The following is a 24,325-nucleotide window of genomic DNA, read 5'->3' on the forward strand; positions in this document are numbered from 1 at the left end:
AGGTGCCTCTGGAGGCGGTTCGCCGCATGAGGTGCTACGCGCCATGACACCGGAACTGGAGTCGGCGAAGAGGCTGCGCCAGGTAGCTCTGGAGATCATCGAGTCAGGTAAGAGCGTGCGGATGCGGGCCGGCAAGATAAACCTTGCATGGCTGGCCGGGACGGTGGGGCTTACCAGGCAGGTCTTCTACGAGGGGCGTGGCGGGCCAGAGCTGTCCCAGATTGCTGAGCTGCTGCTGGAGCATGTGCGATCTCAACCCTCCACCAAGGCCCATTCGCACTACGACAAATCACTGGCCAGCTTACGAACCGAGATCCAGCTGCTCAGAACCCAGCTGCGAGATGCCGAGCGTGGCTTGCAGCGTGCGGCTTTCCGGGAAGAGATCATTCGGTCAGGGACGATTCTCACGTTCTGACTGGGCCCTTGGCAGGCCCCGCTTCGCGGCTCTACAGCAGATTCCGTCCAGCTTCATTCCCCTGTCTTTCTACCCAACGGTGCATCAGGCCAATGGCAAAGTACTACTTCGTCCGGAAATTCACGCTCACACTGGGTGGCGAGCGGCAATTCCATCTCCTATCGCTGGCCACCGGGACATCCTTCAAGGCGCGGCTCGATCCGGAGCTAGTGTCGAAACCCATATTCCCCGGCATGACCTATCGCGCGTCCATAGCTAAGCGCGGTAGAGGGCTGGTCATTACCTACCTGTACCCCGCTCTTTGCGTGGAATACGACGAATGCAGGGCACTGGCGGGCTTCGTTAGTACACAGAAAGCGCTCTCCCAATACTCACCGCCGTCCGGTCTCGCGAGCGTTTTGGAGCAAGCTGCTTTGCTGGAACAGCGCAGTGTGCGGCAGCTGCTTGACCATGAGAGTCGGTTCATTCTTGGGATGCACCTGGGCGATGCTCAGACGGCCCAGTTGCAGCTCGCATGGCAGGAGTACCAGGCCTTCCAGGAGTCGGTGTCTGGAATCATGATTCAAGGATTCGATCAAGCCAGTGCGGAGCAGATGGTGATTTGTCTGCCACTAAACGCCTGCTTCCTCCTTATTCATCCCCCGCTGGCACTGCCGTTTCTTGAGACTAATGACGACTCAGTTCTGGATCATCCAGGCTTCGATCAGACGCCTGGATTGAGGAAGGCCTGGGCACTGCTAAGGCATCTGGAAGCCCAGTCAACGGCGGGGAACACCCTTGTTGAGGTCGCTTCTGTTTATGGGTGTGGGGCTGACGTGGTTGGGGTAAATGCGGTTGAGGTAGATGGCGGTGGTGATGTTATCGGCAGCGTCATCGCGGGCTCGGATGATGTGCTTGAGGCGATTCGCGAGTGTGAGGGCCACGGCTGGGTTGTGGCGACGGAGGGCCACGTTCAGCTCAAGTCGAACCATATCCTGCAGAGCGCAGTACGCCATCATCTGACCAGGATCTGCACGCCCTTTCACCCAACCTATAGCGAGCGTGAAATTGAACACGCCTTCAGCCGCTTGAGCGCGTTCACCCCGGACATGTTCGCTTTCGACATGCTCGACGAAGTGACCTTGGCACTGAATTCACGCGTACTGCTCGTTCGATATGACGATGTCAAAGCAGCCGTCGAATTCACCCAGCAGTACTGTGCGGTCTCGGAGCTTTTGACGAATACCGTTCCGACCTCGGTGACGATCGCAAAGGCCAGATGCGCGGCCTATGAAAATGAGTTAGGTCATGCCCCTGTCCCGTTCTACGAAATTACAGATGGCGCGCATGTCCAAGCAATCGTCGTACATCAGTTCAATCAGTTGCCCTTGTTCGAGATTTTTCAGCTGCTGGCAGAGCTGCAGAATGTGGTGAATTTGGTTGCTCTGGTCGATGCCACCCTGCCGGCCAATGCAGCTGTTGATCAGATGTCTCGCTACTTCCCCACCGTGGATGTCCGCATTCGCCAGCAAGGTGCTTTGCCAATACAGCAATGCCTTCGGAAACTCTCCGAGATCGAGGTACGGATCGATGCAGAGGACGTTCAGCGCATCGCGGTGATCTGTGATTGCCCTGAGATTGCCCACCTGCTGAACCGGCGGTACAGCTCAGTTCCAGCAGTTACGAAAGTGCCTAAAAAGGGCGATCTCATTCGGCTCTCTCCACGTGGTCTTCGACGTAAGGATGACGCCCTGATTCGCATTGTGAACGTCAGGTCGAATGAGCTTTTTGTGGCTCAGTCACAGACGTATCGGATGATCAAAGCGGACGAGTTCGCGGGTTACTCATGGGATGCAGGATTTGCACTGAGCCCGAACGAAGGACTGGGGGTCGAGCTCCCTCCGGTACTGGTGTTCACCTCCGCTCAAGGCGGTGCTGGTGGGGAAAGGTCGGGGGCTGCCTTCGTCAGGAACCTGCAGGCGCAAGGAGTTCGAGTGATTGAGCACTGCGTGTATGAGATTGAGGGCTCTCCGAGGCTTCCGAGTCCTGGGACTTTGCAGCGGATTGTGCCGCTGGTTGAGTGATGTCAGGAACTGCTGAGCATTACTCCAACCATGCGTTGTGTCGGCTGCTCACAGAGCTCGCATAGACACGACCGATCAATAAACGCTTTGGCTCGGTATCCGCTGACTGAGACGCTTTTGAGTGCGAAGAGCCTGCAGATCATCCAGTTGACAAACCAAGATTTCTGCACAAAAATGCCGGTTGACAGTATCCCTTATTTGCACAGTTTTCGAGGTCGTATCGATGCACGAAACCCAGCACCCAAGTCATTTCGCACCCGAGTTGCTCCCCGAATACCTGGATCTGGTCTGCCAGGAAGTGATCTCAGTTGCGTATCAGGCGCTGGCTGATGCATCTACACCAAACGATACCGCATACACCCGCGCGACTCTGCTCTACGGGCGTCTCCAAGGGCTCTGTAAGGCGTTGGGTGCCGATGTGACCCTGCCATGGCTTGAGCTGCGAAACGGCACCATGGACTTCACGATCAGCATCAACGGTGTATTGCTACAGATCGTCACCGACGATCCTGATGCTCCTAAGAAACTGCATCGGCTCAAGGCCAATCTGGTCGAGCTGCACCAACTGAGTCTCTTCGAGGCCAGCCCCGAGGTTTCCACCTGGAGACTGTTTGTCGATGGGAACAACGACCTCGAATTCGCTGAGTTCAAAGCCACGATCGTGGGCTTCGATATCAACCAAAATATCCTTTGCCACTGGGCACATGAATACAAGGCCAGCGTGCCGGTCAGAACAAGCGATCTCCCTGCTCAAGTCGAGATCGAGGAACCTTTGGTGGTTCGCAGAAACAAAGACGCCGACACGAAAAAACCCGACGAACCTGGCAGCGTAGATGGACGATAGAACACAGCAACTGGCATTAGGCGACGAATTCTCTCCGGACAAGCTGCGCCTTGCGCGCTGCGCGTCCGGTTGGTCGCTTGCAGACATCGGTGACCTGCTTGGGGTTACCCGGCAGTATGCTCACAAACTGGAGGTGAATGGATTTCCCTCCGCCGTACAGCTGGAAATGCTGAGCACGGCTCTGGGCGTCACTCAGGAGTTTTTCTTTGCGCCTAGACGCAGCTCCGTTGAACTTGAGCAATGCCATTTCCGAAGCGTGCGCGCCTCAACGGTGACGGTAAAGAAATCGATTGCAGCTCAGGTTGAGCTTTTCGAACTGCTGATCGATGAGCTCGACAAAGAAGTCGCGTTCCCGGATATCAGCTTTCGGACACACGATGAACCAGTGACAAGCGTCGATACTATCGAACAGATTGCAGAGCGTTTTCGTAGAGAGCAATCGTTGGGGCTTGGGCCTCTCTCGAACGTCACCAGACTGGTCGAGAAGATTGGAGTGCTGGTCGTCAATATCGCTGAAGCGGATGACCGCATCGACGCGTTTTCCCTACACAACAAGCGCCCGCTGATTGTTCGCAATACCGCGAAGCAGAACCCGTGCAGACAACGTTTCGACATCGCCCATGAGCTCGGTCACCTGGTGATGCACCAAGGTGTGGAAACGGGCTGCCGGCACACGGAAGATCAGGCCAACCAATTCGCAAGTGCCCTTTTGATGCCCAGGGCCAGCTTTGCAGGAGAATTCCCTGCAATGCGAGGCAGGTATCTCAACTGGCAAGCCTTGGGTGAGCTCAAGCTGAGGTGGAAGGTTAGTTTCAAGGCACTGATCTATCGGGCTCAGGCCCTGGATCTCATCAGCCAAGAACAGGCCAAGTCAGGCTTCACCTATCTGAATCGCAAGGGCTTCACACGGCGGGAAGATCTCGATGATCAGATCGAGATGGAATCACCTCGACTGGTGCAGCGCGCACTGGATTTGCTGGATCACGCTAGCTGGAGAAAGGCTCTCAAGGCCTGTGGGCTTACCCGTGAGATGGTTGAAAGCCGCTTCATGCTCACACCACCTGAGCCACCGTTGAGGCTGGTCTGAAGGATCAATTATGAACCGGGTATAGAGCGAGAGGGAACTCGCTGTATCCGGATCTTGCGAGCCCCTCCAATCATTGAGGCCCTGCATGCCGAGGTTACTCAGGAAGTCTTCGACGCCAATCCGATGAAACAAGCAACGACCCCGCGCACCATCGTCTACATCGCACTCTAGCAATGTCACTCTCGTTGAGCTCGCTGCAGGAAGCTACTACACATCCAGTTGACCTGCTCGTATCCATGAGCGCGGCGAGCCGCACCCATGCCGCTCTGTACTGTGGCATGCCACGGGGGTAGTGTTGCCTAGCCTGCTTGCCCCCCTTTCGTCCAAGGCGGACTCACGCCTGTAAATCTGCCTCGTTGCCTAGTTGTTTTCGGCCCTGTCTTGGCCTCTAATCTACTCTGAGGTCGTTCAGCCCTCACTTACCACCAAAAAATCAAACTCCCATCTTCAAGATGGACTGTGTATTTGAGGAATGCGAATGACTGATATTCAAACGGCGCCGCCTGCCCCCTCCTTTCCGTCACTCCAAAGCTTCTGCGTTGACCTTCCGCTGTACGCCTTCTACAAAGTTACCGAGGAAAACTTCAACGACTTCTTAATATTCACACAACGGGACGCAGTCATCGACTCATTTTGTCCTTATTGTTCAAAAGACAGCACCTTCAAACGCCAGGACAACGGCTACAATCAAGGCCGCACAACCTTAGACTCATGGTGGGAGTATTTTCCATTCATCGAATTCAGATTCAAATGCAGTCGCGACAACAATCACGCGATAAGCTACAGCTTTCAATTTGATGAAAATCAAGGCGTACAAAAAATCGGTCAATATCCATCCACTTATGACGTAGCAGCTCCAAGTGTTAAGCGCTACCGAAAAATCTTAGGGGAAGATCGATGCCGCGAGCTGGTTAAAGCGATCGGGCTTTTCACACATGGTGTGGGCGCCGGAAGCTTGATTTACTTAAGGCGACTACTTGAATATTTGCTGGAAAAAGCACATTTGGAAGCCCAGCAGTCCGAGACCTGGAAGAAGACAAACAGTGTAGATTTTAGCAGAGCGTCGGTTGGAGAAAAAATTAAAGCGTTATCAGATTACCTACCAGAGTATCTAGTAAACAATAAAAAGATATATAGCGTGCTCAGCCTTGGAATTCATTCAGGCTCTGAAGAGGAATGCATGAAGCAGTTCCCGATCCTTAGAACAGCAATAGAACTTATCTTAGATCAGAAAATTGAAGATGCGAAGCGCAAAAGAAAAGAGAAAGAGATAACCACACTTCTTCACCAGTTCGGCTGAAACCATCTCAGTTTGAAAATGCAAAATAGCTACCCGACACATAAATAAAATATTTCGGGTAGCGCTGCAGGTACCTCTTTCCTGACCCTTCAAACCCAAACGTTCTTCAACGCGCCGACACGAATCTGAAAAAGTAACAAGCTAAACATTGAATTATGTTTGAGCTCAGCTACCCTTGATCGCAATTGGCCACTTCTCGGGTGATGGATGCGCGTTGAGCAGTTGACTGTAAAGAATTTCAGGGGCATCAAGCATCTCGAATGGAAGCTGATGGGACAATCCATTTGTTGCCTGATCGGCGTCGGTGACAGCGCGAAAACGACCGTGCTGGACGCGGTAGAGGCGGTATTATCCCCACGGTGGATGACCTTCAACGAGGCCGACTTCCACCACGCGAACACCGCTGAAGACATCGAAGTGGAAGTCACTATCGGCGAATTGTCCCGCGCCCTGCTCTCAGATGGTCGCTTCGGCCTGTATCTTCGTGGCCTCTCCCCTTCGGGCGAGCTCAACGATGAACCCGAGGACGCCGACACCCCAGCCCTGACAGTAAGACTTTCGGTCGATGCGACCATGGAACCCGTTTGGTCTCTGGTCTGCGATCGCTATCCAGCTCCAAGAATCCTTTCGAACAGGGACAGGGCCATGTTCTGCCTTGTCCGGCTGGCCGGTGACGAGGCACGCCATCTGACCTGGGCCCAAGGCTCAGTGCTCTCCAAGATGACTGAGGCCAACGATGAGACCGCGCAGATGTTGGCTCATGCTTATCGTTCTGCCCGTCAAAGTGCCAACCTGGGCTCCATCCCAGAGTTAGCCCAAGCTGCCGCCTCTGCCGAAACGGCTGCCCGCTCACTCGGCGCCTACATCAACCAAGCCTACTGCCCCGACCTTGAGCTTGGGCGAGGTGGATTCAATTCCAGCTCGATCGCGTTGCATGACGGCTCGGTACCATTGCGATTGGCAGGCCTTGGAACCAGGCGTTTGGCGACATTGGCTGTTCAACGTTCAGCCATCAGCGAAGGCGCCATTGTGCTCGTTGATGAGTTGGAGCAAGGCCTAGAGCCACACCGCGTCCTTGGCGCAATGGCGCAGCTCAAAAAATGGCAACAGGAGGCAGAGAAAGCGCATCTGGCTAAAGGCCAAATTCTCATGACCACTCATTCCGATGTCGTCCTGGCTGAGCTGCCTCCACCTTCCCTGTTCATCGTTTCCCGCTCGCCCGAAGCAGTTGCAGACATCAAACATGCCCAGGCAAGCGGAGATGTTTCCCGAGTTTTGAAGGGGGCTCCACGGGCTCTATTCGCCCGAAAAATTTTGCTCTGTGAAGGTGCAACAGAACTGGGAATGATGCTTGGATTGAGGGAGCGCTACCCCGACAGGCACGATGGTGTTCCGATCGAGCAACTCGGCGCGGCCATTGTTGATGGCGGCGGATCAGCGGCCCCCCCCCTGGCGCTGGCGCTCCGGGCGCTCGGATACGAAGTGGGTCTGTTCAGAGATTCAGATCGAAAACTGGACGCCCACTTTGCTGCCAAACTACAAGCTCAACGCGTGCGCGTCATCGAGTATGGGGGTGGTCTGAACACGGAGCGGGCGGTGTTCCAATCAGCCACTGATGCCCAAATTGACGGCCTGCTCGACCTGGTGGTTGGCTTCATCAGTGAGCCCACGTTAGTGGATCACTTAGAAAAGACCTTCAAAGGCCTTGATGTCGATGCCTGTTTCTGTGATTGGGATCTGGTTGGTTCCAGCCCAGACCTCCGGCTACGCCTAAGCGATCTAGCCGCCGAAAAAAGCTGGTTCAAAAATGCTGAGCGCGGTCGCGCTATATCCGCTCTAGTGATGCAAATTATCGACAACCCACATGTGTCGCCCATAGGCATATGCCTCCGCACCGTAGAGAGCTGGCTTTATGGTAACGCCTGAGTCCATTCTCACGCTCAGCCGTCGGGCCGTCGTGGCTCCAGCAGGCCATGGGAAAACGGAGCTGATCGCCAAGGTGGCCGCACTAGGGCGGCGAACCTTGGTACTGACTCACACACATGCAGGGGTTCACGCAATCCGGGCTCGCCTCCAGCGAATGCACGTGCCCAACGACAAGGTCGTCGTAGATACCATCGCATCGTGGGCTCGCCAGTATGTCCAGGCGTTCCCCGGTCGCTCAGGAAGGCTTGCACTTCATCCCAACAAGCCCAATTGGGATGACGTATACCTTGGTGCGGCTTCAATCCTGCAAAGCCCTGTCGTCCAGGAGGTCATCAAGGCCTCCTACGACCGCGTGCTGATAGACGAATATCAAGACTGCGAGCAGTACCAGCATTGGATTGCTGGCTGGCTATCCTGCATCGTTCCGACCGTTATTTTCGGGGATCCCATGCAGGGAATCTTTGAATTCGTCGAAACCAAAATCGGCTGGAGCGACTCTGTCGCAAGTTACTTCACCCACGCTTATGAACTTCAAATACCCCACCGCTGGGCCACAGCAAATACCGCGCTAGGTAAGTGGATTGCGGAAACTCGGCAAAAGCTGATGACAGGGGAGCCAATCGATCTGCGAGAGGGGCCCATTAACTACATCCAGAGCAACAACGCATTTGATATGTCATTGTTCTTTGATGAGTTCAACTCCAGAACCGGTTCGACTGCAGCGATAAATTGCTGGAGAAACACCTGCAATGACTTAGCCAAGAGCACCAGAGGTGCTTTTCAATCCATTGAAGAAATAGCGGCGAAGCGTTTGATGGATTTTGCAGAGATCTGGGATATGTCAGTGTCCGCGCCACAAGCACGCGCCGATGGGTTGAGGTCACTGATTGATGATGCGATCACTCGCGCTCCGGCAGCGCCAGGGCATCCATCCGACGCCATTCTCGATATCGAAATATCCGCAGCCTGGGCGGTACTGTCGATTAATGGGTCAGTTGAAAGTGCTCTGGAGGTGTTGAAGCTGGAAAGGAGCCACCCCCTATCGAGAACATTCCGAGGGGAGCTCATCGGTGATACCAGGCGAGCATTAAGTGAAATCATGGATGGCAGGCATCAGAGCCTTGTCGCTGCGTCGGAAGCAGTAAGGCAGCGCCTAATCAGGACAGGAAGAGCACCGGTGGCCAGGACAATTTCAACTCCGCTGCTCCTCAAAGGGCTGGAGTTCGACCACGTATTGATTCCCGACGCGATCCACTACACAAGGCAAAAATCTGCAGCCGCCAAGTCTTTCTACGTCGCCATTTCCAGAGCCAGGCACACCCTCACGATCTCTAGCAAAACTCCCATTCTGGAGTTCCCTCTGCCGAACCTCTAGCGAATCAAACCATTAGCGCTGCGCGGGGTGGCATGCCCCACCTGGGCGTCCTGCGCAGTGGTTCGTGATCGCCACCTTGGCGACAGTCTTCCGGTTCACTCGGTAGCGGGGAGCAGGCTTTCGAATTGACCCCTTCTACGCTTGGAGTTCGGCTTAAATTCGTGGCGTCGTGCGAGCTAAATCAAGGATGCGCCTCCAGAACGCAACTCCTCCTTGGGCGTCAAGAATGCATCATGACAATTTGGGGCTGAACACATTGCCATTTACCCTTAGACACCCTTATCACCACCCCGCGTCCTGCCTAAAAATGAGGTTCTTCACGGAATCCTGGGAAAGACAGAAACAAGAACGCCGGTTTGATGGATGATGTTCGTGCGAGCAAACACATCTACAAACCGGCGTTCTTGTGCACGATATTAATACGTTTCTGCCCTTTTGGGAGGGCTTTTCTGTCACTGCAATCCGGCCTGACGGCGACGACCTGATGATCGACCTGATTCCGCAGCCCACCAGATTCCCCACCTGCAGCGGCTGTCATCAGCCCAGCACCACCATCCATCAATACTGCCAGCGCTCAATCCGTGACCTGCCCATTCTTGGCCGCGCGGTGCGATTGAATGTGGCGCTACGACGTGTTGGGTGCAGCGCATGCGGTAAGCGAATGGAGTCAGTCAGCTGGCTTGACCGCTATTCGCGCATGACCAAGCGCTTGGCCGACGCCGTAATCCAGGCTTGCCGACGCCTGCCCACCCTGCATGTCGCTGAGCTGTTTGGTTTGCATTGGGACAGCGTGCGTTTGCTGGAACGACGGGCCCTGCAAGCCGCACTGGAGAAGCTGCCGAAGGCCCAGCCCAGACGCTTGGTAATGGACGAATTTGCTCTGTTCAAAGGCCATCGCTACGCCAGCGTGGTGCTGGATGCTGATACCCGTCGAGTGCTCTGGATTGGCGAAGGTCGCAGCCGAGCCGCGGTCAGACCGTTCTTTGAAGAATTGGGGCCGGAGGGCTGTGAGAGGATCGAAGCCGTGGCAATGGACATGAACACCGCATTCGACCTGGAAGTGCGCCAGCACTGCCCTCAGGCGAGAGTGGTGTACGACCTGTTTCATGTGGTCGCCAAGTATGGGCGAGAGGTGATTGATCGGGTGCGGGTCGACGAGGCCAACCGCCTGCGTGATGACAAACCTGCTCGCAAGGTGATCAAGCAGGCGCGGTGGCTGCTGCTGCGTAACCCGGAGAATCTCAAACGTGAAGATCAGCAGGTGCGCCTGAAGGATCTGCTGGCGGCTAATCAATCGTTGATGACGGTTTATCTGATGAAAGCAGAACTCAAAGCGTTGTGGTCACCCGCCACCGCCTGGGGCTGGCGATCAGCCTGGAAGCAATGGCTGCGACTGGCTGATGAATGCGCGATACCAGCCCTGAAGCAGTTCGCTAAACGCCTGAAGAACTACTGGCGCGGCATCCTAAGTAGGGTGCGCTGGCCCATGCACACGGGGCAGCTGGAGGGCATTAACAACCGGATCAAGGTGATCAAGCGGATGGCTTACGGCTACCGGAACAGCGAATTCTTTTTCATGAAGATCAAGAATGACTTTCCCGGCAATCCGTGAAGAACCAAAAATGATGCGTTACTAAAAACTGCATATTAATTTATGAGACAAATACCAACTTATAAAACCCACCAAAATAAAGACAAATTAAACTCTCTTGGATATATTCCTACAGCACTGGCAGTAGTTAAAGAATTCTTCCGAGAAAAAATCTAGACCTTGATTTAATCTATAATTCGGAAATTTATCAATATTAATTATTGAGCTTAGCAGCCAAAAATATTTGCACTCATCAATACTAACTACATCTTTAATTTCATCTGGCCTTAGATGGGGTAGTTGCACAAGCAGCCTTTTTGTATGATTAGAAGTCCGCTCCATATAATGATTAAGATATTGAGTCCATGTGCCTTTACGCTCCCCGAAAATTATTGGAGCTTGATCTAAACTATGGATCACACTGAAAGCGGCAAGAATTTCTTCTAGTTCCAATGTAGCAAAATTTAGCGTCAAGCCTGTTTTTTGCGACATGCTATTTAAAGTACTTTCGCACTCTCTAACTATTCCTTTAAAATGATCATCCAGGTATGGCTGAATTACGCTTCGATCCGAAATCTCTTTTGCATGAACTGCAAGCAAGTAAAATAAATAGCTAGCAATGACAGAAGCTAAAATCGCTTCGACAATCAACCCAAACTGATACATACCAGACAAGGGTGCCGGTATAATATTCAAGAACTGTTTTATCACTAGGGCGATAGACGCATAAATCACCAGTCGATTTGCTTCTGGCGACGCACTTTTCAAGAATTCTAATAGCTTCATTTCTATCTTATCCGACTTCCTATATCTGATGACAATTTCGCTCTTACGCTTCTAATCTTAGCGTGTAAATTTGAAATTCGGCAGGTTGCGGCTCATCCGCCATCTAGGGAAGAATATCCATTCCCTTTTTCTACACAGGTTTTTACTCTCGACGAATGTGCTATTTGCCTTCACGAGCCATGGCCTCACGTGCACGCTGGATCTTACCTAGAACCTCATGAAACCTTCGAGGTAGTCTAACCACAGATATCTGAATCCAGACAAAGCCAACGGGAATCGCCTCATCCAGACGATCCCCATCTCATGACCCGGTCTATGCAGCTCAGTCGATGGAATCCACGATCAACTGACCTTCAGTCCCAACTGCTTCCCTGGTGATGAACTCTCGGATCATTGCTCGGTTAGCCGCGCTAATGGAGGCCCAGCCGCTAAGCCATAGTTTGTAGGCTTGCCAGGAGTAGCCAAGCTTCTTCTCCTTGCTCATAGTCTTCATCGAACGCCTCACTGCCTCCAAGTAGATGTCACTGATTGAGCTATTCCCTACGTCGAAAACACTGCCTAAGTGAATAAGCCAACTTGCAAGGTGATCATACTGCTCCCATGCACCTGCTTCCAAAGTGAATTCTCGCTTCCGCTCCAAGAAATCACCAATGACTTCCACCACACGTGGTTCTTTCAGGCTAAACCCCTTCGCCGGCAACGAAGCGATAACACGGAAGAAAGAATCCTCCAGTTTTATATAGGTGTCGGTAAAGCGTCTTCCACCTTCGACGACATTCGATATCGACTTTAAAGATTGCTCAGCAATAGCCGAGGCCTCCTCGGCACTGCGATTAAGTTGGGTGAAAAACTCCTTCACCCCCAGATCATCAACGACCCGGATGCCGAAGCTATGAAAATAGAAATCCTTGACAATCTGATCAACCTTTCTTCGTGATACGAAGAATAGATTAGATCCTATAACATGGTTATTTGCGAAAGCCTTATAGTCATTGATTATTCGCTTGAGATTGGTGTCACCCAGCGAATAGCCAATAATCACAACAGTGTTCTCGTGCAAGATAGTACTCAATTTTCTTGAGAAATATGAGTCACTACCCATGAAACGAAAATAGTCATCGGACGTCACCACCATGTTTTCCGGAGAATCAATCGATCCGTGAACATGGTAAACTTTTATTGCTGCAGAGGAGCGAGGAATTGGCCTACCAGGGGCGATGCTTTGAACCCTGTCGTTCCCAGCCAACGATTCAGAAAGCTTATCGTAATTCGTTGTAACTACCCGAAACGCATATTTTTTATAGAATTCCTTTATCTCATCGACATCGCCCTTGATGCAGAGAGATTCGATGATGCTCTTAATTTCGGTGTTGATATTTTTGCCATGCCGGCTCAGCCTCAGCTCAATCACTTGAGCTGCTTCTTCAAGGCTCAGAGGCTTATCACCCATGGCGGGGAACAACGTGGCTTTCAGGTCAGCACTATCAGGTAGGCCATCGCATACCTGCTCCAGCAAGTCCTGCCATCCCGGCGCTTCTTGATCTGATATCGCCTTAGAGAATCCTGTTCCGGTGAATAAGCACAGGCGCTGTGTAGCGGCGGCATAGGCGATCTCAAACATGCTGCTGTCCAAACTCAAACCCTTTCCCTCGCTCTGAAAGTCCCTTGAAGAGTGAATGACCCCGAAATCCTGAAAATGCCGGACGCGTACATCACCCTAGAAATGCGCCCCCTGATGCTAGCATTGTGCCACTCATACGAGAAGATGCCGGGCTGCGCGCGGTTTACGACCGCAACTGACCTAGCGTGATCTACCATGTGGACGGCTTTACAGTGAGCGACGACAGTCGGATACGACTTTCTGGGAGTTCGGAGGGTTACAGGGATGCCGATACAAGATTTGGCATCCGAACCCGTACGCCGACCAGCGGGCTGCTGACTGGAGGGATCAGCACCGGGCCGAGTTCAGCAAGGGCAAAGCGCCGAGTGGGTCGTGCACCATGGTGCACCGCGAGATTTCTGCGGGAATTGCCAGTAGCTGTTGGGTTCGGGGAGAATGGTGAACAACAAGGCTACACGCTTTTCGTGATTTCTGGCCACGGGTTCTTCCCTCTACCCGCTCCATCTCACAAACACCTCACAGCCTCGTACTCCCTGTCCTCGAAGCCTTTTTTGCACCTTTGATAATTCGCCTTTCTGTGCCCCCGCCGCGTTAGCCGGCAAGCCTCCCATGCATCCACGACCTCGACCTAACATCCATAAATATGGTGAGTAAAGGCAATGGATCGCCCCCCCTGCAGCTTGCTTTGCATCTGGCCTTATGTAAGCCCAGTGAAGATCTGCTTTGACTACAACGCTGGATCAACACCTACAACGTCTAGCTAGACTAAGGTCTTTGGCTTCAAACAGACCGATGGAATGACCGAGTCACCGTACGTTACCTAGCGCGAGACCCTACTCGCAGGCAAGTACGGCACCGCCCATCTGCTCCAACAGTTCATCCTCCATCAATACGATGCTTCTAGGTACTCGTCGACATCGATAACCAGCGAGGGGCATTCGACATCCGACACTTTAAGATGTAGCAGGATTTGGAGCAGTGGTTCTGGGAAAATGGTCAAGCGTCGGATGGCTTCAGGGAGCTCGCTGAGACTGTCGAAGCTAGATGAATCCGCCGCGCGCAAGCCAACCGGGATGAGCTCATGCAGCTCAGGGAGATGCGTCCGGAAGACTACCCGCACGACGATGGGAGTGATCAACTGGACTCGTACAAACTGGCTTTAGCGCTTCGTGAGATGCACCGCGAAAGACATGTCGAGAAGGGCTTTCTCGATGAGTAATTGCAAGGCTGAGACAGCGTGGACGCCGACATGGCACTGAGCTATCGTTCTGCATCGCGCGACGTAGGCATTGGGCAGTTCACGGGCTGGCGATAGCGCATGAATGCAGCCCTTCCCTTCGTTGTCATATCTCATTCTGCATAGAACGGACTCCCATGATTTATCAATGCAACGGATGCAACAGAACCACGTTTGAAACCGCATGCCCGTGGTGCAACAGCTCTCAGATTCCCCCGACAGCAGAGCTACGTGCACAGCATCTAACGCCTCTCGACCCGTCCTTCTACCCGGATTTCCAGTACCAGTCTAAAGGGCTCATCATGGATTTTCTGGGCAAGAAAAAAGAGCAGGCACAGCTGAATGACCTGCTCAACAACGTGTTGAGAAAGTACGCGCAGCTCAAGCAGCCCTACTTCACGAACTTCATTCACACCACCAGAGAAACTACGTCTGGAGCTACTGATGTCGGCGTGCCTGGCCCTAGGATGGATGGAGCATACACGGAGCGTGAGCTATTCAGAGAAGTACTGATCAGGAAGGGCTTCGATGAGCTTGAGGGCTTGCCGTCGCTGCTTGATAAGCTGCTGCTGACTACCGCATTCAGCTCAACCTATGCGGGCTTCTCAAGGGAGCTCAGCCGACACATCAGGGCTGACCTCAATGAAACCCTCCGGTCGTGGATCGACGAGGCAGGAACGACATTCCGCTCTGACCTGGCTCTCTTCTACTACTACCTCTGGGAGAACGACGTTTCCTATCCGGGTGTGCAATTCAACGCCCAAACAAATGCGTCGGCAGCCACAGCGCTGATGACGTTGCAAGCATTCCGTAGTGGGCTCAGCCTGTGCGAGGCCATCTACTTCGACATATTGGTTGAACGTCTCGGGAGCCAGCTTGAGCACTTCAATCCGAACCGGTTTATCACCATGTACCTCGTGGATGCGATGGACGGATTTCAGTTCGAGGCGTTCTTGGTTGAGATCTTCCAAACCATTGGCTTTGACGTGAAAGAGACCAAGAAGACCGCCGACCAAGGTGCTGACCTTTTCGTAAGCCGATTCGGCAAGAAAATGGTCATCCAGGCCAAGAACTACACGGGCTCGGTGGGCAATGCTGCTGTCCAGCAGGCGATCTCGGCAAAGGCGTTCTATGGCTGCGATGAAGCCATGGTCGTCACCAATTCGTACTACACCAAATCCGCCAAAGAACTGGCTACCACAGCCGGCGTTAGGCTCATTGATCGGGAAGGACTGCAGAGCTATCTGGACGACTACAACCAGAAGCTGATTGAGGTATTCCAAGCCGAGTCGGAGGTGGAGCAGTCAGAGTAGGTTAAACCTGACTGCGCGAACGCCTTATTCGCTTATCGAACCTTTAAACACAGAAGAATTTAGATGGCCATGAACTTTCATAACATTAAATATCGCTCAGGGTATAGCGGCCCAACCCGCAACGTAGGACTTCTTCGGTCTGACAACTGGGACGACTTTGGATTCAAGAGCACCTTCAGTTTGATCTTATACAACGACCAGGGAATTGAACTGAAGATAGGCGATCTAAAAATTGGCTTTCGGGGCCAGACGGAGGGGTGGACTGAAGAAGCTATACCTCAGGAATTTACGCATTTAGAATCCAATTTTTTCAGCCTTGGACAAGATGCAGATTATTATAAAAAACTGGTAAACCTCTGCCCCGGCCCGCTCGCCTTAGAAATTCTCACGGCCCTGGGTGACGTTGCTTATGACTCTGTAAAACGAGAGATAGCTGAGAAAGAGAGAGTGTTTGGCACCTCATTACTTCGCGTTACGAATCGGACGACTATAGACAATCAGTACGCTAAAATCATTAAGGGCGAAGCGCCGCTTACTGAATACCATTTTTGCTTTGAAAGAAAGGGATCCGATACATTCTCACAACTCGGACTTGAGTTTATAGTTAATCCTGACTCAAAACCCTCATCCAACCTCCACGTTTTAATCGGGCGTAATGGGATAGGTAAAACAACAATACTCAACGCCATGGTCGACTCACTGTTTACTGGTGAAAACAAACAGCCTGACCTGGGGTATTTCTACAAAAGCCATATTTTTAGTTCAAAAGCACGCTTAGATGACCAATACTTCGCGGGGATAGTTTCTGTATCTTTTAGCGCGTTTGACCCTTTCGAGCCACCACCTGATCAATCCGATTCATCTGCCGGAATGCGCTATAAATACATCGGATTGAAGTCTCGTATAGAAGAAGAGGAACGACCAGCTTGGGGGCTTAAAGACAAGCCGAAACTATGCAAAGATTTAGCCCTCAGCCTGAGCTCATGCCTTTCACTGCAGGCAAAAAAAGAACGATGGATAACTGCGATAAAAAAATTAGAGTCAGATCATAATTTTGAAGAAATGAATCTCTCGCAGTTGATAGATCATTATGAAAAAGACCCATCAGAACAAAAAACCAGTTTCATTGAAACCAGCTCTAGATTCCTAAACAGAATGAGTTCCGGGCACGCGATTGTACTGCTCACAATCACTCAACTGATTGAAACGGTTGAGGAAAAAACTCTGGTATTGATCGACGAGCCTGAAAGCCACCTCCATCCGCCACTTCTGTCTGCCTTTACCCGAGCATTGTCTGACCTACTCACCAACCGAAACGCCGTTGCGATAATTGCCACACACTCGCCCGTGGTACTCCAAGAAGTGCCCAAATCCTGTGTATCAATCATAAATCGAAGCAGGCTGGTTGCAACGGTAGACAGACCTGACATTGAAACCTTCGCCGAGAACGTAGGGACGCTGACGCGCCATGTCTTCGGACTAGAGGTCTCTAAGTCAGGATTCCACGACTTATTGGAAAAATCGGTACAGGGTGGAAAAAGTTATGAGGAGATTGATGCGGAGTACGGGGGCGAGATAGGTCTTGAGGGTCGAGCTCTTCTCAGAGCAATGACAACCGCCAGGGATAAAGCAAAGGGAGAACAGATTTGAGACGTATCTCTCCCCCCACGGTCAATGCAGAAGATCTATTTGTCACCTGCGTGAACAGCGTATCGAACATGGATCTACGCGCCAGGCTAATGTCATTACTACCTGACATCACCAACGCTGCTATTGAGTACTCCATACAAGGTCATTCACAAAGTTTATACACTATAGCAGCTTGCAATGTTAAAGATGAAGACATAGTAATTGGACAAGTAACAAAAAAAGAGCTGAAGAGTACGTACTCAGATCACATGGCTCCTCAGTCGAAACCTGCAAGAAATGTCTACGATTTGATCATGGCGACGGCGCCAAGAAGACGATGTCCTTTCTGCGGCCTGGGTGTGGCAAGCACCTTGGATCATTACCTTCCGAAGGCAAAATTCCCTCTGCTTTCGGTAACCCCTCTCAACCTAGTGCCTGCGTGCAAAGATTGTAATCATGGCAAACAAGCATCTATTGCTACCGAACAATCCAAGCAAACACTGCATCCGTACTTTGATCGTGAAGAGCTTGAGCGTGAGCAATGGTTGTTTGCGGATCTCTCGCCTACAACGCCTCCAGTATTGGAGTTTAAAGCCATCCCACCTCATGACTGGCCTGCAGTAGATAAGCAACGAGTTATCACTCATTTTGAAAGCTACGGATTGGACGTGAGATTTTCGGTGGAATCCAGCAACGAGTTAGCGAGCCTCCGGGAAATTTTGAGCATCCTATGGGAAAGTGATGGCGTAGATGGCGTCCGTGATCTCTTAACGGTATCTGCGCAGGGGAAGCGTCGCCAGCATGCCAACTCGTGGGAAACTGCAATGTTTCAAGCCCTCGCCGGTAGCGATTGGTACTGTGACGGAGGCTTTAGAGATTTCGACTGATATGGAGGCAGATCCACGAGACTGGAGGTGTATTGGATGGGGGGCGACCTTGGAACGCAAATGAATGGAGCTGCGAACAGGGCTGGAGTGGCGTAGCCGGCTGGCGGCGCCGAGGCGGTTGGACGTCGCGATCACTCTATTCGGCGACAGCGCGCTCGTCCTGAGTTGATTGCCTAAGCCCATTCAGACTCTTGGCGGTCGCCAACTGCGCATTCATCTGCTGCTCTAGATCAAACGAATCACAAAATATCTCCTATACGTTAATCCCCCTCTTCCCCAACCATGTTTTAGGAGCAACCAAACGTTGGCTGACCGCTGCCACGCTATCAGGCAGCTCGTGAACCCTTCAGCCAAATTTTACACACGGAGGAGTTATGCCTTTGTCCCACTAACATACTCAAATCTCGTCAGGTTGTCTGGTGCAAATCATTCACCGCCGCCGGGCTCGCAGATTCGCCCATGACAACGACCAAGATAATCAACTAGAATATTGACCAAGCAAGCAAACACATATATAAATAAATTTACAAAACCTAAGCACGAGCGAGACACCAGCCTTGAAAGCATACAAATATAGAGATCCATCTAGCAGAACCTTGGAGATACTTTCAAATCGCACAATATACTTTCCACTTGCGGCCCAACTTAACGACCCTTTAGACTCACAAATAAATATTGATGCCGAATATCAAAAAGTTGTAGACCTGTATCCACCACACCATAGCGAAGAATATTTAAGAAAATCTTTTTTGATCCATATTTTGAACCAGCATTCATTTATGGATAAGCACGGAAAAGAAATTGGGCTTAATGGGGCCTTGCAGTGGTACATGTCTACATTGGGAATTTACTCACTATCTAAAACCCCAACAGATGCACTATTATGGTCACATTACGGAGGATCTCATACAGGCATAGCTATTGAATTCGACACAAGCTTAATACTAGACAAAAATATATTTATACGTGAAGATATGAAATATTCAAAACTTCCACCCTATCAGGATTTATTTTTGGACTTAGCAAATAGGCTTGGTGAATTTGTAAAGCCTTGGGAGAGCGACAACCAATACGAGAACGATTTAGGTGATAGCTTTTACACCAAACAACTATCAGAGTTAATGCACGCCAATCTTTTTGTCAAATCGGAAAAATGGAAGTACGAAGAGGAATACCGACTAGTTAGTAGTAGAACTGGAGGACATGAATTCCCTGCTGAAGCATTGAAATCGATAACCTTTGGAATCAAGGCAAACTTAGAGTTTATAAAGAGGGTTGAAAAAATAATAAATACTGCTGACTATAAACACGTCAATGTGAACTTCGTTCAGCATAGAACCGGTAGTTTTGAATTTGAGCTAACCAAGACATGCAACACGCTCATGAAGCTGGATAAAATCACTTAGCGTAAACCATCATGGTGTCAAGATTTTTGTGAACTCCAGAATGAACGTTTGCCTCGGAGACGAGCCGCCCTTTTGGAATTTTTCATTTCAGCAAGAAGATAAGTGAGGGCGTAAACTCTGGTGTCCACCTGTCCCGGGGTCGTGTGAGCAAATCTTCAGCCAGGAAAAATCCCTTAACCTTGCGATGACTTCGACATGCAAAAGCATCGCGATAGCAACTCTCCAAGGCAAACGTATGGCGTTTCCGTAGGCTAATTTAGTACGTGCTGACAAGGGCGCTACCTGCTTGATATCGCCGACCTACCAAGCGTTTGGCAGGATCTCCCTAGCCATGTCAACGAATGTGAGATCCAGCCTTTGGAGAAGGCTATTTGATGGCGAGCGTACCCAATCGGCAGAGGTGTATGCCCCCCCCCCCGCTAGCCGATGGTTGAACGGCACAAGGTTCGAGGGTAGACCGCATCGAGCATCGCTAGAAGTTACGAATGCTTCATGCACCATGGTGCACCATGATGATATCAGAGAATACTCAGCATATACCGAGGATCGGACGACTTGAAGACTACACGGCTACACGCTTTCAGGCGTTTCTGTCCAATAAGGGTTCGATTCCCTCTACCCGCTCCACATTCTTCGCCCTGCGCATCTGATTGCAGCCCCCCAAAGAGCCCTCGGCTCTTTTTTCATTTCTACGCCCTTCGTTGACCTGCCCCATCGCTTTGCTCGCCGCAATCGGCTTGAATGCAGCCCCCACGACACACTGCATGACACTTGCAAGCGAAGCGGCTTCAGGTGCATATCGCGACTGTGCACCCAGAAATCTTCAAAGGACTGCCCATGTTTCTTTCCCGCTGGCTGCCGGGCCTGGCCAACCTCCTGCACTACCGCCGCGAATGGTTCCGCGCTGATTTGCAAGCCGGCCTGTCGGTGGCGGCGATCCAGATCCCGATCGCCATCGCCTATGCCCAGATCGTCGGTTTGCCGCCGCAGTACGGTTTATATGCCTGTGTGCTGCCGATGATGGTCTACGCCTTGATCGGCAGCTCGCGGCAACTGATGGTCGGCCCCGATGCGGCCACCTGTGCGATGATCGCTGGCGCCGTGGCGCCCTTGGCGATGGGCGATCCGCAGCGGATCGCCGAGTTGTCGGTGATCGTCACGCTGCTGGTCGGGGTGATGCTGATCGCTGCCGGCGTGGCCCGCGCCGGCTTCATTGCCAGTTTCTTCTCGCGGCCGATCCTGATCGGCTACCTCAATGGCATCGGCCTCAGCCTGATCGCCGGGCAACTGTCCAAAGTGGTGGGCTTCAGCATCGAGGGTGACGGCTTCATTCTCAGCCTGATCAATTTCGTCGAGCGCCTGGGCGAGATCCACTGGCTGACCCTGGTCGTCGGCCTGGGCGCACTAGCGCTGCTGATCTGGCTGCCGTGCCGCTATCCGAAACTGCCCGCAGCGCTGGTGACCGTCGCCGTGTTCACCCTGCTGGCGGGGCTGTTCGGGCTGGACCGCTTCGGCGTGGCCATCCTTGGCCCGGTGCCGGCCGGCATGCCCGAACTGGCCTGGCCGCAAAGTACCTTGGCCGAGACCAAGAGCCTGCTGCGCGACGCGCTGGGGATCGCGACGGTCAGCTTCTGCAGCGCCATGCTCACGGCACGCAGCTTCGCGGCCCGGCACGGCTATGCGATCAATGCCAATCACGAATTCGTCGCCCTGGGCGTGAGCAACCTGGCGGCGGGGCTCTCCCAGGGCTTTGCCATCAGTGGCGCCGACTCGCGCACCGCGGTCAACGACATGGTCGGCGGCAAGAGCCAACTGGTGGGCATCATCGCCGCCTTGGTCATCGCGTTGATCCTGCTGCTGTTCACCGCGCCCATGGCCTGGATTCCTCAGGCGGCACTCGGCGCGGTGCTGCTGATGGCGGGCTGGGGGCTGATCGACGTGAAGTCCCTGGGCAAGATCCGACGCCTGAGTCGCTTCGAGTTCTGGTTGTGCCTGCTGACCACGCTCGGCGTGCTCGGCCTCGGCGTACTGCCGGGCATCGTCTTCGCCGTGACCCTGGCCATCCTGCGGCTGCTCTACACCATCTACCAGCCCACCGACGCCGTGCTGGGCTGGATGCCCGGCATCGAAGGTCAGGTCGATGTGCGCCAGCACCCGCAGGCCCGCACTGTGCCTGGCTTGGTGGTGTACCGCTTCGACGATGCCGTGCTGTTCTTCAATGCCGACTACTTCAAGATGCGCCTGCTCGAAGCCGTGCAACGCGAGCCCGATCCACAGGCGGTACTGTTCGACGCCGAAGCGGTGACCAGCATCGACGTCAGTGGCATTGCCGCCTTGCGTGAGGTCCGCGACACCCTCCAGGCGCAAGGCGTGCACTTCGCCATCGCCCGCGCCCGCGGCACCTTCCTGCGCATGTTGGTGCGCTCGGGCATGGCCCGCGAGATGGAGGACCGCTTGCTGTTCGGCTCGGTGCGCGCCGGGATTCGGGCGTATCGGGTTTGGCGCAATCGTGAGCGACGCGACCGCTGATCACGATCGCGCGCACCCGCGATTCATTCAGGCAATCAAAACCCTAACCCCTGCAACACCTGCCCTTCATCCGCCACCGCCGGTCGCTGGTAAAAGCGCAGCAACGCCCCGGCCCGGTTGGTGAAAATGCCATCCACCCCGGCGTCCATCGCCTTGGCGAAGTCTTCGCGATCGTCCAGGGTGTAGGCATGCACCAGCAGGCCACGCGCGTGGCTGGCCTGGTTCATCCACGGCTGGATCAGGTCGGTGTAACTCTGCTCGCCCAGGCGGCTACGCTGCGCGGAGGGACCGGTGCCGATGGCGCCGCCGGCCTTGGCGGCATCCAGCCAGCGCAGCAGCTCCTTGCGGTCCTTGGGCGCCTGACGCGCATAGAAACGTGCCTTGTCCTGCTCGCCCGAGTCGGCGAAGTCCTGGCCCGACTTGGGTTCGATGCTGCCCTTGCCTACCCACAGCAGCAGAATCTTCGGCACCTGCGGCATCTCCTGGTGCAGCAGGGCCAGACTGTCGCGGTCGAAGGTCTGCAAGATCACCCGCCCCGGCCTGTCGAGCCAGCCACGGGCCTGGAGCCGCGCCTTGAGCTGGCGCTCGATGCCAGGAAACTGCTTGGGCACCTTGGTTTCGATGTACAACCCCGGCTGACGCTCGGGATTGCCCTCGGCGATGTCGATCACTTCATCGAGGGTCAGGATCTGCTGCCCGGCGAAGCTTGCCCTGGCGCGCTGCGGGTAGGCCTGGTTGAACCAACTGCCAGCGTCCAGCGCTTTCAACTCGGCCAGGGTGAAGTCGCTGAGCGGACGCCCGGCACGCCCAGGGAAGCGCGAGGCTACGTCGCTGGTGCGCGCCAGCACATCGTCATGCACCACCACCAGCACATTGTCGCGGCTGCGTTGCAGGTCCAGTTCCAGGTAATCGGCGCCCAGCTCGCGCGCCAGCAGATAGGCCGCAGCGGTGGATTCAGGCGCGTCGAAGGACGCGCCACGGTGAGCGATCACCGCTGGATAGGGGATGGACTGGGCCTTGGCCAGGGCCGCACCGTCATCGGCTCGGACATCCATCGTCGACAACAGCAAGCCCAGCAGGGGCGCTACGCGTATACGCATGTTCAGATCCTCTCGGGCCGCGCCCCGCACGCGCGGCGCAGCGGATTCCTTGGAAGGGCAAGCCTCTCACAGCTTCGATGACATGCTAAAGTCCCCGCTCACCGCTGCCCCACGGATGCTCGATGCCCTCTCTCGATTCTCAGCTCGCCCAATGGTCCGATCTTGATGCCCGCCACCCCTGCACCGCCCTGCTGCTGGGCAACGGCGCCAGCCGCGTGTTGTGGAAGCCGTTCGGCTATTTCTCGCTGTACGAGCAAGCGCAGAAGGCCGGGCGCAAAAGCGGCCTGGCGATCAGCGACCAGGCGCTGTTCAAGTCGCTGGGTACCGAGCTGTTCGAGCCGGTGCTGAGCATGCTCAATACCACGGTGCGCACCAATGCCGCCCTGGCGATCAACTCCACCGCGCCGCTGAACCGCTACTACTCGATCAAGGAAGCGCTGATCCACGCCCTGCGCGCCGTGCACCCGCCGCATGCGTTGTTGTCCAGCGCCACAATGGCCACGATCAACGCGGCCCTGCGTCAGTACCGCAGCGTCTACACCAGCAACTACGACCTGATCCTGCCGTGGGCGATGGAACAGGCACCGCAGGGTTTTGCCCGGCTGTTCGATGACGAAGGCTTCTTCGATGTGCGCCGCACCGCCAGCCCCGGCACCCGTGTCCTGCACCTGCATGGCGGCCTGCACCTGCTCAAGCTGCCCGACGGCAGCACACGCCAGCGCAGCGCTATCGGCGCCGAACTGCTCGAAGGCGTTGCCGTGAACATTCCCGGCGAGGTGCCGCTGTTCGTCAATGAAGACCGCAGCGAGCACAAGCTGCGGGCCATCCGCCAGTCGGACTACCTGTCCTGGAGCCTGGCCCAGCTTGCGGACGAACAGGGTGGCCTGTGCCTGTTCGGCCAGCACTTGGACAGCAGCGACGAGCACCTGCTGCTAGCCATTCGCCAGGCCAGGCCCAAACACCTGTGCATCGCCATCCGCCCTTTGAACGACGCCTCGATCCTCAACCAGAAGCAGCATTTCACCGAGCGCCTGGCCGGTGCGGTCGATGGCGCCCTGCACTTCTTCGACGCCAGCAGCCATCCGCTCGGCGCCGCCGAACTGGCCCTGCCCGTGCCCCTGACCCACGCCCGGCGCCTCTGAACGAGGCGCCACGCCTGGCTAGCAAATGTAAATAATTCTCGATAAGATCCGCACCCTTTCTCCAGGCCAGCCCG

17 protein-coding genes are annotated in these 24,325 nt (G+C 54.0%); 14 read left to right on the forward strand and 3 right to left on the reverse strand.

The window, feature by feature from the left end; translation table 11 throughout:
- Positions 1 to 43 precede the first annotated feature (43 nt).
- From Q6A47_RS06890 to Q6A47_RS06925, 8 genes are all read left to right on the forward strand, one after another.
- The gene (locus tag Q6A47_RS06890) at positions 44 to 415 is read left to right on the forward strand and encodes a hypothetical protein (RefSeq protein ID WP_304483684.1); all 372 of its coding nucleotides are present in this window, start codon (positions 44 to 46) and stop codon (positions 413 to 415) included.
- A gap of 92 nt (positions 416 to 507) precedes the next feature.
- On the forward strand, positions 508 to 2,478 hold the full coding sequence (locus tag Q6A47_RS06895; protein ID WP_304483685.1) for a hypothetical protein: 1,971 nt from the start codon (positions 508 to 510) through the stop codon (positions 2,476 to 2,478).
- Between the two features lie 223 nt (positions 2,479 to 2,701).
- A complete protein-coding gene (locus Q6A47_RS06900; RefSeq protein ID WP_224536913.1) occupies positions 2,702 to 3,322 on the forward strand; it encodes a hypothetical protein in 621 nt (206 codons plus the stop codon).
- Entirely contained in the window at positions 3,312 to 4,409 is a 1,098-nt protein-coding gene (locus Q6A47_RS06905; protein WP_156310234.1) for an ImmA/IrrE family metallo-endopeptidase, read from the forward strand. Before Q6A47_RS06900 ends, Q6A47_RS06905 begins: the two co-directional genes overlap by 11 nt.
- 478 nt (positions 4,410 to 4,887) lie before the next feature.
- Positions 4,888 to 5,709: a hypothetical protein gene (locus Q6A47_RS06910; RefSeq protein ID WP_224536915.1), complete on the forward strand. Its 822-nt coding sequence runs from the start codon at positions 4,888 to 4,890 to the stop codon at positions 5,707 to 5,709.
- A gap of 207 nt (positions 5,710 to 5,916) precedes the next feature.
- Positions 5,917 to 7,635: an ATP-dependent nuclease gene (locus tag Q6A47_RS06915; protein ID WP_304483686.1), complete on the forward strand. Its 1,719-nt coding sequence runs from the start codon at positions 5,917 to 5,919 to the stop codon at positions 7,633 to 7,635.
- Between the two features lie 154 nt (positions 7,636 to 7,789).
- Positions 7,790 to 9,010, forward strand: a complete 1,221-nt coding sequence (locus Q6A47_RS06920; protein ID WP_369811427.1) for a UvrD-helicase domain-containing protein — start codon at positions 7,790 to 7,792, stop codon at positions 9,008 to 9,010.
- Positions 9,011 to 9,416: 406 nt separating this feature from the next.
- Positions 9,417 to 10,622: an ISL3 family transposase gene (locus Q6A47_RS06925; protein ID WP_369811428.1), complete on the forward strand. Its 1,206-nt coding sequence runs from the start codon at positions 9,417 to 9,419 to the stop codon at positions 10,620 to 10,622.
- An 87-nt stretch (positions 10,623 to 10,709) separates the two neighbouring features.
- Here the strand turns inward: Q6A47_RS06925 and Q6A47_RS06930 are convergent, their stop codons facing one another.
- Together Q6A47_RS06930 and Q6A47_RS06935 are read right to left on the reverse strand one after the other, a co-directional pair.
- Positions 10,710 to 11,387, reverse strand: a complete 678-nt coding sequence (locus tag Q6A47_RS06930) for a hypothetical protein (RefSeq protein ID WP_304483688.1) — start codon at positions 11,385 to 11,387, stop codon at positions 10,710 to 10,712.
- A 322-nt stretch (positions 11,388 to 11,709) separates the two neighbouring features.
- Entirely contained in the window at positions 11,710 to 13,008 is a 1,299-nt protein-coding gene (locus Q6A47_RS06935; protein WP_224536921.1) for an SIR2 family NAD-dependent protein deacylase, read from the reverse strand.
- A gap of 1,374 nt (positions 13,009 to 14,382) precedes the next feature.
- On the opposite strand from Q6A47_RS06935, the gene Q6A47_RS06940 reads away from it, so the two are divergent.
- The 5 genes from Q6A47_RS06940 (at position 14,383) to Q6A47_RS06960 (ending at position 22,009) form a co-directional block, all read left to right on the forward strand.
- Entirely contained in the window at positions 14,383 to 15,558 is a 1,176-nt protein-coding gene (locus tag Q6A47_RS06940; RefSeq protein ID WP_224536922.1) for a restriction endonuclease, read from the forward strand.
- A gap of 63 nt (positions 15,559 to 15,621) precedes the next feature.
- Positions 15,622 to 17,208 carry an AAA family ATPase gene (locus Q6A47_RS06945; RefSeq protein ID WP_224536925.1) on the forward strand — a complete coding sequence of 529 codons (1,587 nt, stop codon included), beginning with the start codon at positions 15,622 to 15,624 and terminating at the stop codon, positions 17,206 to 17,208.
- Positions 17,205 to 18,074 carry an HNH endonuclease gene (locus Q6A47_RS06950; protein ID WP_224536927.1) on the forward strand — a complete coding sequence of 290 codons (870 nt, stop codon included), beginning with the start codon at positions 17,205 to 17,207 and terminating at the stop codon, positions 18,072 to 18,074. The genes Q6A47_RS06945 and Q6A47_RS06950 overlap by 4 nt, the downstream gene beginning before the upstream one ends.
- Positions 18,075 to 18,631: 557 nt before the next feature.
- Positions 18,632 to 19,480, forward strand: a complete 849-nt coding sequence (locus Q6A47_RS06955) for a DUF2971 domain-containing protein (protein WP_224536930.1) — start codon at positions 18,632 to 18,634, stop codon at positions 19,478 to 19,480.
- A gap of 837 nt (positions 19,481 to 20,317) precedes the next feature.
- A complete protein-coding gene (locus Q6A47_RS06960) occupies positions 20,318 to 22,009 on the forward strand; it encodes a SulP family inorganic anion transporter (protein ID WP_116888893.1) in 1,692 nt (563 codons plus the stop codon).
- A 35-nt stretch (positions 22,010 to 22,044) separates the two neighbouring features.
- Here the strand turns inward: Q6A47_RS06960 and Q6A47_RS06965 are convergent, their stop codons facing one another.
- Positions 22,045 to 23,109 (reverse strand): glycerophosphodiester phosphodiesterase family protein, encoded by a 1,065-nt coding sequence (locus Q6A47_RS06965; RefSeq protein WP_304483689.1) that lies wholly within the window; start codon positions 23,107 to 23,109, stop codon positions 22,045 to 22,047.
- Between the two features lie 122 nt (positions 23,110 to 23,231).
- On the opposite strand from Q6A47_RS06965, the gene Q6A47_RS06970 reads away from it, so the two are divergent.
- Positions 23,232 to 24,251 carry a DUF4917 family protein gene (locus tag Q6A47_RS06970; protein WP_304483690.1) on the forward strand — a complete coding sequence of 340 codons (1,020 nt, stop codon included), beginning with the start codon at positions 23,232 to 23,234 and terminating at the stop codon, positions 24,249 to 24,251.
- Positions 24,252 to 24,325 lie beyond the last annotated feature (74 nt).

It is taken from the genome of Pseudomonas boreofloridensis (assembly GCF_030580795.1).
GTDB classification, from domain to species: Bacteria; Pseudomonadota; Gammaproteobacteria; order Pseudomonadales; family Pseudomonadaceae; genus Aquipseudomonas; species Aquipseudomonas boreofloridensis.

Bases quoted from the DNA above. Each gene is read 5' to 3' on its own strand.
- Q6A47_RS06890 (WP_304483684.1), top strand. From the start codon at position 44: ATGACACCGGAACTGGAGTCGGCGAAGAGGCTGCGCCAGGTAGCTCTG.
- Q6A47_RS06895 (WP_304483685.1), top strand. From the start codon at position 508: ATGGCAAAGTACTACTTCGTCCGGAAATTCACGCTCACACTGGGTGGC.
- Q6A47_RS06900 (WP_224536913.1), top strand. From the start codon at position 2,702: ATGCACGAAACCCAGCACCCAAGTCATTTCGCACCCGAGTTGCTCCCC.
- Q6A47_RS06905 (WP_156310234.1), top strand. From the start codon at position 3,312: ATGGACGATAGAACACAGCAACTGGCATTAGGCGACGAATTCTCTCCG.
- Q6A47_RS06910 (WP_224536915.1), top strand. From the start codon at position 4,888: ATGACTGATATTCAAACGGCGCCGCCTGCCCCCTCCTTTCCGTCACTC.
- Q6A47_RS06915 (WP_304483686.1), top strand. From the start codon at position 5,917: ATGCGCGTTGAGCAGTTGACTGTAAAGAATTTCAGGGGCATCAAGCAT.
- Q6A47_RS06920 (WP_369811427.1), top strand. From the start codon at position 7,790: ATGCACGTGCCCAACGACAAGGTCGTCGTAGATACCATCGCATCGTGG.
- Q6A47_RS06930 (WP_304483688.1), bottom strand. From the start codon at position 11,387: ATGAAGCTATTAGAATTCTTGAAAAGTGCGTCGCCAGAAGCAAATCGA.
- Q6A47_RS06935 (WP_224536921.1), bottom strand. From the start codon at position 13,008: ATGTTTGAGATCGCCTATGCCGCCGCTACACAGCGCCTGTGCTTATTC.
- Q6A47_RS06940 (WP_224536922.1), top strand. From the start codon at position 14,383: ATGATTTATCAATGCAACGGATGCAACAGAACCACGTTTGAAACCGCA.
- Q6A47_RS06945 (WP_224536925.1), top strand. From the start codon at position 15,622: ATGGCCATGAACTTTCATAACATTAAATATCGCTCAGGGTATAGCGGC.
- Q6A47_RS06960 (WP_116888893.1), top strand. From the start codon at position 20,318: ATGTTTCTTTCCCGCTGGCTGCCGGGCCTGGCCAACCTCCTGCACTAC.
- Q6A47_RS06965 (WP_304483689.1), bottom strand. From the start codon at position 23,109: ATGCGTATACGCGTAGCGCCCCTGCTGGGCTTGCTGTTGTCGACGATG.
- Q6A47_RS06970 (WP_304483690.1), top strand. From the start codon at position 23,232: ATGCCCTCTCTCGATTCTCAGCTCGCCCAATGGTCCGATCTTGATGCC.